Source organism: Vibrio satsumensis (assembly GCF_050337435.1).
Lineage (GTDB): Bacteria > Pseudomonadota > Gammaproteobacteria > Enterobacterales > Vibrionaceae > Vibrio > Vibrio satsumensis.
In genome coordinates, this window is record NZ_JAKJSX010000004.1 from 247,893 (window position 1) to 262,057 (window position 14,165).

At 46.2% G+C, this 14,165-nt stretch carries 11 protein-coding genes; 5 read left to right on the forward strand and 6 right to left on the reverse strand.

From position 1 onward, the window contains the following. The first annotated feature begins 14 nt into the window (after window positions 1-14). From ccoN to L4C44_RS04145, 5 genes are all read left to right on the forward strand, one after another. Window positions 15-1,439: a cytochrome-c oxidase, cbb3-type subunit I gene (gene ccoN, locus L4C44_RS04125; protein WP_239718953.1), complete on the forward strand. Its 1,425-nt coding sequence runs from the start codon at window positions 15-17 to the stop codon at window positions 1,437-1,439. After that, complete coding sequence (locus L4C44_RS04130) at window positions 1,440-2,054, forward strand: cbb3-type cytochrome c oxidase subunit II (protein WP_146490171.1); 615 nt, start codon at window positions 1,440-1,442, stop codon at window positions 2,052-2,054. Continuing rightward, window positions 2,051-4,207, forward strand: coding sequence for a c-type cytochrome (locus L4C44_RS04135; RefSeq protein WP_428804435.1), 2,157 nt, complete (start codon window positions 2,051-2,053; stop codon window positions 4,205-4,207). The genes L4C44_RS04130 and L4C44_RS04135 overlap by 4 nt, the downstream gene beginning before the upstream one ends. A gap of 227 nt (window positions 4,208-4,434) precedes the next feature. Beyond that, window positions 4,435-4,662: a PAS factor family protein gene (locus L4C44_RS04140; RefSeq protein ID WP_285954594.1), complete on the forward strand. Its 228-nt coding sequence runs from the start codon at window positions 4,435-4,437 to the stop codon at window positions 4,660-4,662. A 244-nt stretch (window positions 4,663-4,906) separates the two neighbouring features. Continuing rightward, window positions 4,907-5,089 carry a hypothetical protein gene (locus L4C44_RS04145; protein WP_004730424.1) on the forward strand — a complete coding sequence of 61 codons (183 nt, stop codon included), beginning with the start codon at window positions 4,907-4,909 and terminating at the stop codon, window positions 5,087-5,089. A 108-nt stretch (window positions 5,090-5,197) separates the two neighbouring features. Here the strand turns inward: L4C44_RS04145 and L4C44_RS04150 are convergent, their stop codons facing one another. From L4C44_RS04150 to L4C44_RS04175, 6 genes are all read right to left on the reverse strand, one after another. After that, the gene (locus L4C44_RS04150; RefSeq protein ID WP_428804436.1) at window positions 5,198-6,490 is read right to left on the reverse strand and encodes an alpha/beta fold hydrolase; all 1,293 of its coding nucleotides are present in this window, start codon (window positions 6,488-6,490) and stop codon (window positions 5,198-5,200) included. A gap of 382 nt (window positions 6,491-6,872) precedes the next feature. Then, window positions 6,873-7,610 (reverse strand): DUF3726 domain-containing protein, encoded by a 738-nt coding sequence (locus L4C44_RS04155; protein WP_048660319.1) that lies wholly within the window; start codon window positions 7,608-7,610, stop codon window positions 6,873-6,875. Continuing rightward, on the reverse strand, window positions 7,607-9,409 hold the full coding sequence (locus tag L4C44_RS04160) for a hypothetical protein (RefSeq protein WP_428804579.1): 1,803 nt from the start codon (window positions 9,407-9,409) through the stop codon (window positions 7,607-7,609). The genes L4C44_RS04155 and L4C44_RS04160 overlap by 4 nt, the downstream gene beginning before the upstream one ends. A gap of 251 nt (window positions 9,410-9,660) precedes the next feature. Continuing rightward, window positions 9,661-11,268, reverse strand: coding sequence for a BCCT family transporter (locus L4C44_RS04165; protein WP_285954596.1), 1,608 nt, complete (start codon window positions 11,266-11,268; stop codon window positions 9,661-9,663). Window positions 11,269-11,498: 230 nt separating this feature from the next. Beyond that, a complete protein-coding gene (locus L4C44_RS04170; protein ID WP_371714437.1) occupies window positions 11,499-12,494 on the reverse strand; it encodes a membrane dipeptidase in 996 nt (331 codons plus the stop codon). Between the two features lie 209 nt (window positions 12,495-12,703). Further along, complete coding sequence (locus L4C44_RS04175) at window positions 12,704-14,164, reverse strand: aldehyde dehydrogenase family protein (RefSeq protein ID WP_428804437.1); 1,461 nt, start codon at window positions 14,162-14,164, stop codon at window positions 12,704-12,706. Window position 14,165: the final 1 nt, after the last annotated feature.

Here is a 14,165-nt window from a genome sequence, read left to right on the forward strand (position 1 = left end):
CAAGGAGCCTTGTTATGGAACAAGTGACAACGCAATACAGCATTAAGGTCGTGAAGTACTTCATCGTCGCATCCTTAGTGTGGGCGATCGTAGGTATGATCATCGGCGTGATTCTCGCCGCGCAATTATATTGGCCAGTCTTAAACTTCGATTCCCAATATTTCCAATTTGGTCGACTGCGCCCGCTACATACCTCTGGTGTGATATACGGCTTCGTCGTGAATATTTTGATGGGGACCTCTTTGTACATTGCCCAACGAACGGGCCATTGTGACCTGTTTAACAAAAGTCTTTCATGGATGGTATTTTGGGGATGGCAATTCATTCTTTTACTAGCGGTCATTTCCCTCCCCGCAGGCCACACCACCTCAAAAGAGTATGCAGAGCTTGAATGGCCAATCGACTTAATGATTGTGCTGGTTTGGGTGCTTTATGCGGTGTTGTTCTTTGGCACGCTTGCAAAGCGGAAGGTCAGCCATATCTTCGTGGCAAACTGGTTCTTTGCTGCTTTCATCATCGTCGTTGCCATGATTTTCATCGTCAACAACCTCGCGATACCAGTGTTAGCGATGAAGTCTTACTCTGTATTTGCAGGAGCTCAAGATGCGATAGTGCAGTGGTGGTGGGGACATAATGCCGTCGGCTTCCTACTGACTGCGGGTATCATTGGTATGAATTACTATTTCATACCCAAAGCGGCAGATAGACCTATCTATTCGTACCGATTGTCAGTGATCCACTTCTGGGGCTTGGTCGGTTTCTACACATGGGCCGGGACACACCATCTCGTTTACTCTTCCGTTCCCATCTGGATTCAGAACATCGGAATCGTGATGTCGTTGATCCTATGGCTCCCTTCGTGGGCTGGTGCGTTCAATAGCGCAATGACCCTTCTACAAAACAAAGAAAAGCTGAAGTCCGATTACATTCTTTTATTCTTTTTCTCAGCAATTCTTTACTACTGCTTAGCGACATTTGAAGGCCCATTGCTTGCCATTCGCTGGTTCAACATGGTGGCACATAACACCGAATGGATTATCGGTCACGTACATTCAGCAGCACTAGGCTGGGTTGGGATGTCAGGGATAGCGGTCTTTTACTACTTCATTCCGCGCTTATGGGGCCAAACCGATCTTTGGTCGCCACGACTGATTAAGTGGCACTTCTGGCTCGCTCATGCAGGCGTCGCTCTTTATGCGATAGCACTTTGGGTCGCGGGCATCGGTGAAGGTTATATGTGGCTCGCTCAAAATGAAAATGGCGAACTGATTTACAGTTTTGTAGAGGCAATGGACTTCAAAGCACCTTGGTTGTTCTTACGATTCTTTGGTGGCGCGCTGTTCGTCCTTGGATTGTTCTTAATGGCATTCAACTTGTACAAAACGGTTCGTATGCCCGCCGTACATAACGCTAAACACACCGTTAATGAGGGGGCTTAAATGATGAGTAAAGACTTTACACATTCAATCGTCATTTTGATTTTGACTACCGTTGTTGTCGCCTCCTTCTCTTTATTGGTTTGGGTAGTGCCAAGCATCGTCCGTGGAGACGATATTGCCAAAGGCAGTTTAGCGATGCCGCTCACACCTATTGAGTTAGCAGGCCGAGACATCTACATCAGTGAAGGCTGCCATGTTTGTCACACACAAATGGTTCGCCCTCTTGAGCCAGAAGTGAAACGAAATGGTCGCCCGAACCAAGAAGCAGACGATATCTATGAGTTTCCTAACTTGTGGGGCTCTAAACGTACTGGCCCAGACCTCACTAACTTAGGTAGAAAGTATTCTGACCAATGGCATGTTATTCACTTAATTGATCCTCGAAAAGTCGTACCGACATCGATCATGCCCTCTTACCCGTGGCTGTTTGAGCAGACTCTGACTGGCGATGATATCAGCGCCAAAATGGAAGTGTTACGTACCTTAGGAGTGCCTTATACCGATCAAGAAATTGGTGAAGCCCGTTTGCAAGTAAGAGGCAAAACCAAAGGTGAAGCGCTGATTCGCTATTTACAAAGCCTGGGTAAAGATACGTCACAGGAGGTATCACAATGAGCACATTCTGGAATCTATGGGCGGTACTCTTAACCTTAATATTCTTTGTTCTGATGGTGTCTGTTGTCGTTAAATACTGGCGTAGCAATCACAAGGCCGATCACGACCACACCATTGGCACCTTTGATGGTATTGAAGAGAAAGATGCGCCTCCACCTAAGCTGTTATTTGTCAGTTATGCAGTGGCATTTCTTTTGTCTGCGGGTTATTTAGTGCTCTACCCCGGGCTTGGCGAATGGGAAGGATTAGTCGATTGGAAACAAAGCGACGACAAACTCAGTTCGCCGACCACCAGCCTTAACGAACAATTTTCACAAACCAGTGACACCACGTTAGAAGGATTAGCTGCGGTCCCAGAGATTGTGAACAGCGGTCAAATCCTGTTCCAAACTCACTGCGCCGCTTGTCACCGAGATAATGCTCAGGGACAAAAGCACTTTCCCAATCTGATAGACCAAGAATGGCTTTATGGTGGCAGTGATGAAGCTGTGATTCATTCGATAGCTAAAGGTCGGAACGGTGCTATGCCGGGTTGGAGTGAAATCATGCGCCCAGATGAGGTGGCAAAAGTCTCCTACTATCTAGCCTCTCTCAACCAACGTCATACCGATGTGCCGGAGATTAAAGTCGAGCTCGGTAAAACCTTGTTCGTCAAATACTGTTCGTCTTGTCATGCCGATGGTGCTGTCGCTAATCCAGCGATTGGCGTACCTGATCTTTCCGATGATATCTGGCTTCACGGCGGAAGTATTGAAGAGATTCAGCACACCATCAATTACGGTTTGAACAACCTAATGCCTGCGTTTGATAAGCAGCTCACCGAGAACGAAATACTCGCGCTTGGGGCTTATATACGACATGCTGGTGAAGTAGAGCAACAAAGGCTCGCGAGTTTGAAAGCATCATCTGTTGAGCGCGGAGAATATCTCGCTTATGCCGGTGACTGTGTGGCTTGTCATAGTGCAGAAGGTGGAGAACCCTTTGCTGGCGGCCTGCCCTTTGTTACCCCTTTCGGCACCGTGTATTCAACCAACATAACGCCACACACCACCGAAGGTATTGGGACTTATGACTTCGATGATTTCCGAGCCGCGTTAGTTGCAGGTAAAGGTAAGAATGGTTACCTGTACCCTGCAATGCCTTACACCTCTTATCAATATCTCACCGACCAAGACATGGTTGATTTATGGGAATACATGCAGTCAATCACCGCCGTGCCGCGACGCAATGATGACAACAGCATGATGTTTCCATCCAATATTCGCTTAGGTTTGCTTGGCTGGAACATCGTCTTTATGGATACAGACCCTATTGATTACGAAGTACCAGAGGAACTTAAGGGAGAAATTGATGATGTCGATAAATGGCAACAAGGCAAATATTGGGTCGCAGGTCTTGGTCACTGTTCTGAGTGCCATACCCCACGAAATATTGCCCAAGCTCTAATACCAGAACGTATTTTCCAAGGTAACTTAATTGATGGTTGGAATGCGCCTGATATCACAGCCAATGAGCTCTATATCGATGGTTGGGATGAAGCAATACTCACCGACTTCTTACACACAGGTCATTCAGACAAAGGAACTGCTTTTGCGGGTATGGCTGACGTAGTAAAGAACAGTCTGAGTTTGATGACGCGTGAAGACGTTGAATCGATGTCTTATTACCTTCTCAGCGGAGACGTCAACAACACCATCGCTAGTGACGCAGTACCGTTACAACCTAAAGGGTTTGATGAGGCCGCGTATAAAAGAGAAATCTACGCCACATATCGTCAGACCTGTGGGGCGTGTCATGGTGACGATGGTAAAGGTCGCGACCCTATCGCCCCTACTCTGTTGAACAACGGTATCATCATGCACAGCGACCCATTCAACACCATTGCGGTAACTGTTCGCGGTTTACAACCGACCTACCTTGACAAGGATAGAAACTTCATGCCAATGGCAAGCTTTGAAGATGTCCTATCGGATCAGAGACTGGCTGAGTTGATCACCTTCGTCCGATTGCACCTTGGAGACAGGCAAGAACCAGTAACCGCAGAGCATGTTCGTGAGGTAAGAGAAACACTTGAAGCGGCAGGTTACGCAGGTGGCTTACATACCACTCCAGACATGTATGACCGCAGAGACAACACCATCAATATCCGGTAACAGACAAATGGCTTAGAAAGTGAGTTGCAATAAACCAAAGGGAGACCACTGTGTCTCCTTTTCTTTTGTCTAAACGCACCCTTTCGACGCTTTGCCAAACAACACAATTGTAACTAACTGATTACACAATTAAGCAGAGCTGCACATAATGCGATCAATCTCGCAGAACAAAGATGACACCAAGTGCATAATATGCAAAATTTTCTAAAGATGTACTAAGGACAGTTATGGATACAACTACACTCATCTACGATACGTTGGAAGGCCTGTCGAGCGCACAGCCACAGCAACACGCTCAAATCCGCCAAAATCTATATAACCAATTAGATTTATCATTTGAGAAGCAGTTGGCTTTGTATTCATCAGTTCTTGGTCCAGCCAGTGCTGGTAGATTGACCGATTTAGATAGTGCAGTGATGTCTGCACGAAAGATTGTTGGCCTAGAAAACAGCTAATCAATCTTCAACCTATCTCTACTTTAACGCTGCCATTGTGCAGCGTTTTTTATGAGAGCTATTTACAATAGGTACGCTTGGTTACGATAAGTACGGTTAAGTAAGATAAGTGCAATAGGGCCTTTTTTTCAAGTTACTCGCATTCTCATTTGGTTAATCTTATGTTCCATTTTTAACAGGTGTGCAACCTCAATAATGGCGCTAATGTTAGTAGCACGTTAACCACACATCGGATGGAAGAATCATGAGAGTACTAATTGAATATACACAAACAGGCAAATATCGTGACCATGCGTGGGAAGCATTAACGATTCGTTCAAAAGGCGAAATTCAAGCTGTGACTCCCTCTTATGCGGCTCAGCTTATCGAACAGAACCGCGCCAGCTTATCGACCACTGAAAATCAAGATATCGTCATCCAACCTTAATGGCTTCAAGGGCTACCCCTCCTAGTTCCTTAAATCGAATAGTTCGATGACATAAAAAAAACGCTGCACGGATGCAGCGTTTTCTTGTTTCTGGCAGGGAAAAATTAATTATTTTGGCAAGTTTTCTAATGCATCAACCATCGTCATTAACTTATCGACGATTCGTTCACCATCCACTCTCAAACCATTGTGCTCATACTCGTTGGTAATCCACGCTTTCGAGTTTGGAATATTAGCCAGTGTTTCGCGGCTGTAATCCAGTTCTACGTACATGTCATCTGCGTAAACTGCACACGCCATAGGAACCGTATTCTTGCTCAGCTGCTCCGCGTTGTACAAAGTACCCCAATCCGATTTCTCAGCTAATAGATTGGCTGCTTCACGCAGTGGCTTCAACGTTTCTAGTTGGTCGAACATCCATGGGTAGACCATTTCTCCGGTAAACCAGAACTCACGACCCGATTGGTAGTTGAAGTGTGGGTACTGCTGACGAACTCGATGTGCCGACCAGTTAGACGCTGTACCTTGGCAGTAAATCGATTCATGTAGAATCGCGTAGATAGGGTTTGTTAGGTAGCCCTGCTCTTGCTGCATTTGGTTTAGGAAGCTGTAGCTCAGCTGTTTGTTACCGTTCACTTCAACAAACGCAGTCTCTAATGTGAAGTACATAGGAAGGTTTGCTTCACCGCCGCCAAGATTAATACCAATCAACTGGAACTGTTCAACCGTAAACACCTGACCATTTGGCAGTCTCACGTCGTTGTTAAGTAGGTAATCAGAGATCTCACGACACATAGCTTGCGCTTGCGGGAACTGAGCAAAGAAGGCTTTGTTTTTGTCTTCTACACGCTTGTAGGTCGCACGATACACATCGTCAGCTTCGCGTTCGATAGAAGGTATACCGCCCGTGACATAACAGCACTTTAGGCTTTGTGGGAACAGCGACAAGTAGCTCAATGTGCAGAAGCCACCAAAGCTCTGGCCAATCGTCGACCACTGTTTAACACCGAACTGCTCACGAATCGCTTCCGCGTCACGAACGATGTTATCGGCTCTGAAATGAGTTAGGTATTCAGCTTGCTGCTCTGGAGACAGGTGCGCCAATGTTTCGTGGCTGATCACCGTACTGTTGCCTGTACCACGTTGATCAAGAAGCAGAACACGGTAGTTTTGCAATGCACGCTTTAGCCAACCTGATTGGCCGCTAACACGTGGAGAAGGAAAACCCGGGCCGCCTTGAAAGTAGATCAACCACGGCAGCTCTTGCGCATCTTTAGCGAGATCAACCAGCTCGCGTGCGAAGACTTGGATCTGTTGTCCATCTTTTGCTTGGTAATCGAGTGGCAACTCAAAAGAGTGCTGACGATACAGGGTGGTTCCATCAATAAAGTTAGCTTGCACGCTTCATTCCTTTTTATCTGATTCTAAAGTCATCGGTACGAATAAAAACGGCGCCCATTGGCACCTTTAGTTAGCAAGATACGCATAGTGGCTTGTAAAAGAAACCGTTTGTTTAACATGAATGTGAAGGTGCTTCATCTAATCGCTTAATTTACCTTCAACGCGTAACAACTTGTGTCAAAACAGAGAGTTTAAGGTTTGAGCTATTGAGAGGAAGAATAAAAATGCGGCACAAATAAAAAGAGCTTAACGAGGTGAGGATACGTTAAGCTCTTTGGTTTTATCTGTTGTAGATGATGCTTTTAAGTTCAATAAGCTCAGGCTTTATAGGCTCAGTTTCTATAAGCTAAATATCTATAAACTTAGTTTCTATAACTTATAGCTAAGAAGCTTCTAGTTCACCTGCACCTTGAATTGAACGTTGGCTGTTTTCAACAAGGATAGCCGTCGCCGTTTCTTTCAACGCGCCCCACTCTCCATCGTCAACTTCAATGCCTTCATTCCACGCCTTCTCTTGAGTTTTAAAAAGCGCTTCCGATTCAATGTGTGTTTGGTAGCCATCTGACAAACGTTCGATATCGAAATCCTGGACGGAAAGCTCGATGGTCATATTATGGATATGATCGTCCGATGCCAGAGGCAAATCTGATAAAAACAGTTCTGGTGCAACGCAACCACGGTTGAGCACATACAAAGTGCTCTTAGGGTTGGATCCGTTGTCCCAACGTGCAGTACACGCGATGCCTTTCGCGGCCAGTTTCACAAGCTCGCTATACGCTAGCCAGCGGTTATGACAGTTGTTGAGCTCAATTTTCAACGTCTTCTTGCCGACCATTTTTTCAATCGCGTAATCCATCACCACTGGAAGGTGGCACGCCAAACTTGCCTTGTGCAGATCAACTTCAACCGTGTTATCACTAAGCACTTGAATGTCCACTGGGCAATCGTCTTCTAGCCCAATGAAGTTGCTCGCATTGTTAAAATGACGAACACCATCCAAACCGACCATTTGTAAATCTGCCACCATGTTCGCTATCACATCGGCTTCACCACATGTACGACGCATACCCAGAAAGGCTTTATTGACGGCCGCTACCAGTTCATTGTGAGAAACGATCATAACGATTTACCTCCATGTTGAGCGTTGATGTGTGTAGTAGATTTTTGAGAGTCAGCAAGCTCCGCTTCACTTGGTAAGACTGGGAACACCCATTCGTCCTGATGAATTTCATCAAGCAGTGGTGCACCTTGGAAAAACGTCACTCGTACCCAACGGTCTGAGCGAGGATCAAACTTAGTCGCGCCAAACATCGCAAGCTTGCAACGCAGTAAATGCATTGGTGGCGAATCTTGATGCAGCACATTCATTTGAATGTCGCCCATCGCCTTGTTGCCTAGCGTCCATACACGACGAGCTATCGCACGGTGCTGAGGTTGCTTAACAAGGAACTCAGCTAATGAAAGCTCTGGCGCAAACTGCAATAAAGCATGGTACAAACGGTAAGCTTGACGACCTATATCCAACGGCAGTTCACGCTCTTCACCTAGCTCCTCACCTCGCACTCCAAGCCTTGGCTCTTCTTTGTCTTGAGAGCGATACCAAAACCAGTAGTTGTTCTGTGCTTTGGTAAAATCAGTCGTGATCGCCCAACGGTACTTTTCTTCTAATACAACAAGAAGGTCTTGAATCTTTTTGCCACTAGGAAGCGACAGTGTTTCGCTGCAATTCATATGCTCTTGATGGGCGTCCACTAATTCTGGGTACAATTCCATCAAGCATGAGATAAGGATTTCTTGGGCTTCCATACTCATGTGCTTAGATTGTTCAACTAACTGCGCCCACGTATCACATTGGCTGACAGACGCTTCAAGCGATTGCTCAGCCTTTTTAAGGTCATCAACCGCCGCTTTGTTTAACTCTTGCTGGGTTTCATTGATGGTAACGACTTGTTCTAAATGACAAATCGCTTTTTTAACTAATGTTCGTAGTGGTTCAATCAATGCCTTCTCCGTGTGACTAGCTAACACGTCAGCTAATGCATGTTCACGAGTAGTCATCCATTGATCGACAATACTTGGGTGGTTAATCAAATATGGCGCCATGCCTAAACCAGTAGCATTACCCACACCTAGGTAGCGTTGTAAACCTCTGTGCAAGGTAATCGCCTGTTCTCCGCCTTGTTGCTCCGCTAGGTAATGAACCCAATCTAGGCTGAACTCACGCAGCATATAAACCGCACACATTTGCGCACTAAACGACTGATTAAAATCTTCATTTTTCTCTAAGACTTTAAAGTCAGCAATTCCAAATTTTCCATTGCCGTATACCGCTGTCGTTCGCAGGATGTAACCCACTTCAGCCAGCTCTTTTGGTGTTGGTTGAACACCTTTAGCCAAGTGACTAACGATATGTTCAAACACACGTACACTTTTGTTTGCACGCGCTAAAACAAGCACATTGTTAGGATTACGGCCGGCTTCTTGTAGCGGTACATTCGCACGAAGTCTCTCAAGTAGGGTGACATCAACATCACCAAGAACAAGCGCAAACGTTACATCCCACTTTTCAGCAATTACACGGTCATTTCGTTCGTCATCTGCGATCTCATCGCAGAAAACAACCAAATGATAAACATGGTTTGGCGTCGCCAGCTTATAGATAACATGGCCAAACCCTTGAGTGTCTAATTGCCACTCATGCTTAGTCACTTTCCATTGCTGTTGCGCCATTTTACGAATCAGTGTTCTCACGAAGCTGATGCGTGTTTGGTGCATTGCACCTAGCCTTTCCGGTGCCATGACGACGGTTGCGTCACGTAGTACTGATTCAGTGTAAGTAGAACGATGTGCATCCATTTTGCTCACCACCTTATAGTTATAGGATTTTGCTAGCCATTCAGAACCGAGCGTTGGCGTCATTTGAAGCATTGTTGCGACAGTATGTTGGTTAGCTTTCACGTTTTTGATAGTTATCGAGGCAAGCAAACTCACCCCTTATTATTTGTCCTGACTAGATCGATTGACCTAAATACGTGCCGCCCGATGTATCTTCACCAGTACGGTTTTTCTGTTCCTTTCGGAATCTTGCATCAGCCTTCTTTCAAAGGCTGATTTGTTCTTATTTAATCAGTTTCTTGTTTTACAGAGCTCTTTCTTACAGAGCCTTATCTTTAGAGTCCCTGCTCTTTTGCCATCTTGATTGCGATTTGAGGCGCATTCCAAAGTGATGGCAGCAAGATTAAGGACACCGGTACCGCGGTGATAACAATGAAGGATTGCAGCGCTGAAATACCGCCGGCTCCTAGGGAAATCAGAATTAACGCTGTTACCCCCATCATCACACCCCAAAAGGTACGAATAATTGCATTCGGTTCTGTCTCACCACTGATCACCACACTGATGGTGTAAGTCATTGAGTCACCAGTCGTTACGATGAAGATCGTGGTTAAGATCAAGAACAGAATTGAGATAAGCATTGGCATTGGTAGCTGCTGAGTTACCGCCAGTAGCGCACCTGGTAAGTTAAAGCCTTCAAACGCTTTACTCACACTGCCTGGATCTGCGATTTCAAACGCAAGGCCAGAGCCGCCAACAATTGTGAACCAGAAACAAGTTACAAACGGTGCAACTAGACTAATCGTTGTCACCAATTGACGGATACTACGACCACGTGAAATACGAGCGATGAAGATAGCCATCATTGGGCCGTAACCTAAGAACCAACCCCAGAAGAACACTGTCCACCAGCTCAACCAACCTTCGTCACCACGGTATGTTGCCATTGGGATGAAGTTATCAATCATGCTGCCTACACCTTGGATGTAGCCATTGAAGATGAAGTTTGTTGGGCCAAAGATCAGGATGTAGACCATCAATGCCATTGCCAAAATTACGTTGTAACGGCTTAGCATTTGCATTCCGCGGTTAAGACCACTTAATGCCGATAATGTGTATAGAACGATAGCGAACAGGATGATGATCAACTGCGTTGTGAACCCATCTGGAATATCAAACAGTGCGTTCAGTGCGTAGCTCACTTGCAAGCCTAAGAAACCAATAGGACCAATGGTTCCCGCCGCTACTGCGACAATACAACATGCATCAATCAGTGCGCCGGTGTGGCCTTTCAGAGCACGCTCACCTAATACAGGGTAAAGCAGAATACGAGGTTTAAGCGGTAAGCCTTTGTCGTAGTGAAGGTGCATAACCACGATAGACGTTAAGCTACCCACAATAGCCCATGCTAGGAAACCCCAGTGCATGAATGATTGCGATAAAGCATTCACCGCGCCTTGCTGCGCATTTTCTTGCGCGCCATACAATGGTGGTGGGCTAACGTAGTGAGCGATAGGCTCTGCTGCGGCCCAAAATACACCACCGCCTGCAAGTAGCGTACAGAAAATGATAGCCATCCAACGGAAACCATCCATTTCCGGTTTAGCGATGCCGCCTAGGATAACCTTGCCTGTTCGCCCTGCAGCTAAGCCAAGACCAATAAGAAAAGTCAGAAGAAGAAGCATTTGCCAGTAAGGACCAAATACTTTTACAGACCATGCAAAGCCCGCATTTACTAGGCTTGATAACAGCTCGCCATCAAATAGAGCAAGTGCCACGAACAGAGCGATAAAACCGCCGCTGTACCAAAGTGCTGGGTTGGATAGTCCTAATTTGTCTGACGTAGACTCAGACTCGTTTGTGTTGCTTTTTGCATTAATTGCTGTGTGTGCTTGACCCGCATTTAAGCTAGAAGATTTCACGCTATTGGTTAAATCAGACATACTCTGACTCCAGAGGTTTCTTTGCAGCTGTCATTTGAATGATGACTACAAGGGTGTATTTAACACCTGCCCTATTGTTTTTTGTGTTGGGCAGGCTAATCCATGTTTGGGTTACCGCGTTGCGAAATAGACCGTTGTTCCTTTTGAATAGTGAAATTGGTGTAAGCAGCACTTGCTCATTGAACGTTTGTTACAAGGCTGCTAATTCGATGATGGCTCGCGAGAAACCATTAACCCTTGGTTTGAGGCTCTAGGCCATCTTTCAAGAAGTTAAACCAGTTTTCTCCCAAGACTTGCCCAGCTTCAGACTCGCTGAAACCATGACGCATCAATCCGTTATATATGTTTTCCATACCCGCACTACCGCAGAACCAAGGCAACGCATCTGGCCAACCTGAGTTGTTCGCAGAGCCTTCGCCATAGTCCATTGCTTTAGACCAACGACCATTTCTCATCCATTCAAGAACGGCTTGAGGTTGGTTTAAGCATAGGTCACTACCAATACCGAGGTGCTCTACGCCGACCATGTCAGCGGTAGTCGCAACCATTTGGCAGAAGTCTTCCAATGTACATTGGCTGCCGTTTGGTAGGTGAAATGGGTATAAGCTGAATCCGATTAAGCCACCGCGTGCAGTTAGGGCTTTAATCACATCATTTGATTTGTTTCGTAGCGCATCATGAGCAAACGTTGGGTTCGCATGGCTGATACAAATAGGACGAGAAGACAAGTCAATCGCCTCAAGCGTTGAACGCTCGGCACTGTGAGACATATCGATGATCATGCCCACTCGGTTCATCTCTTCGATAGCTTGTTTACCAAAGCGAGTAATACCGGTGTCGTTCTTTTCGTAGCAACCCGTCGCCAATAAGCTCTGGTTGTTGTACGTCAATTGCATGATCAAAAGACCTTGCTTACGCATCACCTCGATAAGACCAATCTCATCGTCGATTGGAGAACAGTTTTGAGCACCAAGGAAAATGCCGACTTTGCCAGTCGCTTTTGCAGCCTCTACATCAGCCATTGAGTGAATCGGCATGATAAGGTCTGCGTTCTGCTCGAATCTTAAGTTCCACTCTGCAAAGCGAGATAAGGTTTCACGAGCTGTCTCGTGGTAAACCGCGGTAGCGTGAACTGCTGTAATGCCGCTCGCCTTTAGTGTTTGGAAATACTCTCTGTTCCAATTGCAGTATTGCAATCCATCTATAACAATCCGTTGCTGGTACATAACCACTCCTATTGAAAGCTCAGTGTTCTAGCTCGGTTTTGAAAACACGCTCAAATAACATGTTTTCAAAAATGGGTTAAATCACTTATATAAGTTCGTTGCTGCTTTGGTTTTAATGTTGGCCTGACTCTGTGAATCAGGCCAATTCGATAGCTGGATAGCTAGGAAGTTAATATCTTCAGCTATCCAATTCTTATTTAGAAAGTGGATTAGTAAGGACGCTGGTAAGCTGTCTTCACTACTGTGTAGAACTCTTTCGCGTATTGACCTTGCTCACGAGGACCGAAGCTAGACTCTTTACGGCCACCAAACGGTACGTGGTAATCCGTGCCTGCTGTTGGTAGGTTCACCATCACACAACCGGTTTGCGCTTGTTGCTTGAACATCGCGCTAGTACGTAGGCTCTGAGTGATGATGCCGCCCGTTAGACCAAAGCGAGTATCGTTGGTTGTCGCGATAGCCTCTTCTAGGTCAGCAACACGAATCACACTTGCCATTGGTGCAAACACTTCTTCTTGGTTCACTTCCCAATCGTTCTTAGTGTTCAAGAACAGCGTTGGAGACATGTAGAAACCTTCGTGTTGCATGCTTAGGCGTTCGCCACCAAATGCTAGCTCACCGCCGCTTTGACGTGCTTTCTCAACCCAACCTAGGTTTGCTTCAAGTTGGTTGCCGTCAACAACAGGCCCCATGAACACGCCATCTTCTAGTGCGTGACCGACTTTCAGTTCGCTCATACGTTTGATCAGTGCTTCAACGTATTGGTCGTGAATGCCATCCATAACCACTAGACGAGAAGATGCTGTACATTTTTGACCCGCACCAGAGAACGAACCTGCGATAGTCGCATCAACAGCTGTTTGGATATCAGCATCATCAGCAACCACAAGTGCGTTCTTACTGCCCATTTCTAGTTGGCAACGAACGAAGTTTGGCGCTGTAGCAGCTGCTACTTTACGACCCGTGTCAACAGAACCGGTAAAGCTCACACCGTTCACTTCTTTAGAATTGATCAGTGCATCACCTACCGTTGAACCGCTACCTAGTACAAGGTTAAACGTACCTGCAGGGATACCTTGGCGGTGAATGATCTCAGTAAGCGCAACCGCACTTGCTGGTGTTAGGTTTGCTGGTTTCCAGATAACGCTGTTACCGAAAGCCAATGCAGGAGCAATTTTCCAAGCAGCCGTTGCTGTCGGGAAGTTCCAAGGAGAGATGATGCCGATAACGCCTACCGCTTCACGAGTCACTTCTACAGAAACGCCTGGGCGTACTGAATCCGCGTTGTCACCAATTTGACGAAGCACTTCAGCCGCAAAGTATTGGAAGAACTGACCAGCACGGTAAATCTCACCACGACCTTCAGCAAAAGGCTTACCTTCTTCACGAGAAAGAAGCGTGCCTAGCTCATCACAACGTGCAATCAACTCATCACCAATCGCTTGAAGCACCGCTTGCTTGCGTTCAATCGGCGTTTTTTCCCACTCTGGTTGAGCGTGCTTCGCCGCTGAAATCGCTTGTTGAACTTGTTCCGCACTTGCTTGTGCAAAGTTACCGATGTTTTCAGAAATATCTGATGGGTTAATGTTCGCAACGGTACTTACACCCGCTTGCCATTCGCCGCCGATGTAAAGTGCATTTTCTGCTTGAACATTCTGTAATTGAGTCATC

What these genes read in the sequence shown, in the direction of transcription:
- ccoN (WP_239718953.1), top strand. Translation starts at nt 15, where the DNA reads ATGGAACAAGTGACAACGCAATACAGCATTAAGGTCGTGAAGTACTTC.
- L4C44_RS04130 (WP_146490171.1), top strand. Translation starts at nt 1,440, where the DNA reads ATGATGAGTAAAGACTTTACACATTCAATCGTCATTTTGATTTTGACT.
- L4C44_RS04135 (WP_428804435.1), top strand. Translation starts at nt 2,051, where the DNA reads ATGAGCACATTCTGGAATCTATGGGCGGTACTCTTAACCTTAATATTC.
- L4C44_RS04140 (WP_285954594.1), top strand. Translation starts at nt 4,435, where the DNA reads ATGGATACAACTACACTCATCTACGATACGTTGGAAGGCCTGTCGAGC.
- L4C44_RS04145 (WP_004730424.1), top strand. Translation starts at nt 4,907, where the DNA reads ATGAGAGTACTAATTGAATATACACAAACAGGCAAATATCGTGACCAT.
- L4C44_RS04155 (WP_048660319.1), bottom strand. Translation starts at nt 7,610, where the DNA reads ATGATCGTTTCTCACAATGAACTGGTAGCGGCCGTCAATAAAGCCTTT.
- L4C44_RS04160 (WP_428804579.1), bottom strand. Translation starts at nt 9,409, where the DNA reads ATGACGCCAACGCTCGGTTCTGAATGGCTAGCAAAATCCTATAACTAT.
- L4C44_RS04165 (WP_285954596.1), bottom strand. Translation starts at nt 11,268, where the DNA reads ATGTCTGATTTAACCAATAGCGTGAAATCTTCTAGCTTAAATGCGGGT.
- L4C44_RS04170 (WP_371714437.1), bottom strand. Translation starts at nt 12,494, where the DNA reads ATGTACCAGCAACGGATTGTTATAGATGGATTGCAATACTGCAATTGG.
- L4C44_RS04175 (WP_428804437.1), bottom strand. Translation starts at nt 14,164, where the DNA reads ATGACTCAATTACAGAATGTTCAAGCAGAAAATGCACTTTACATCGGC.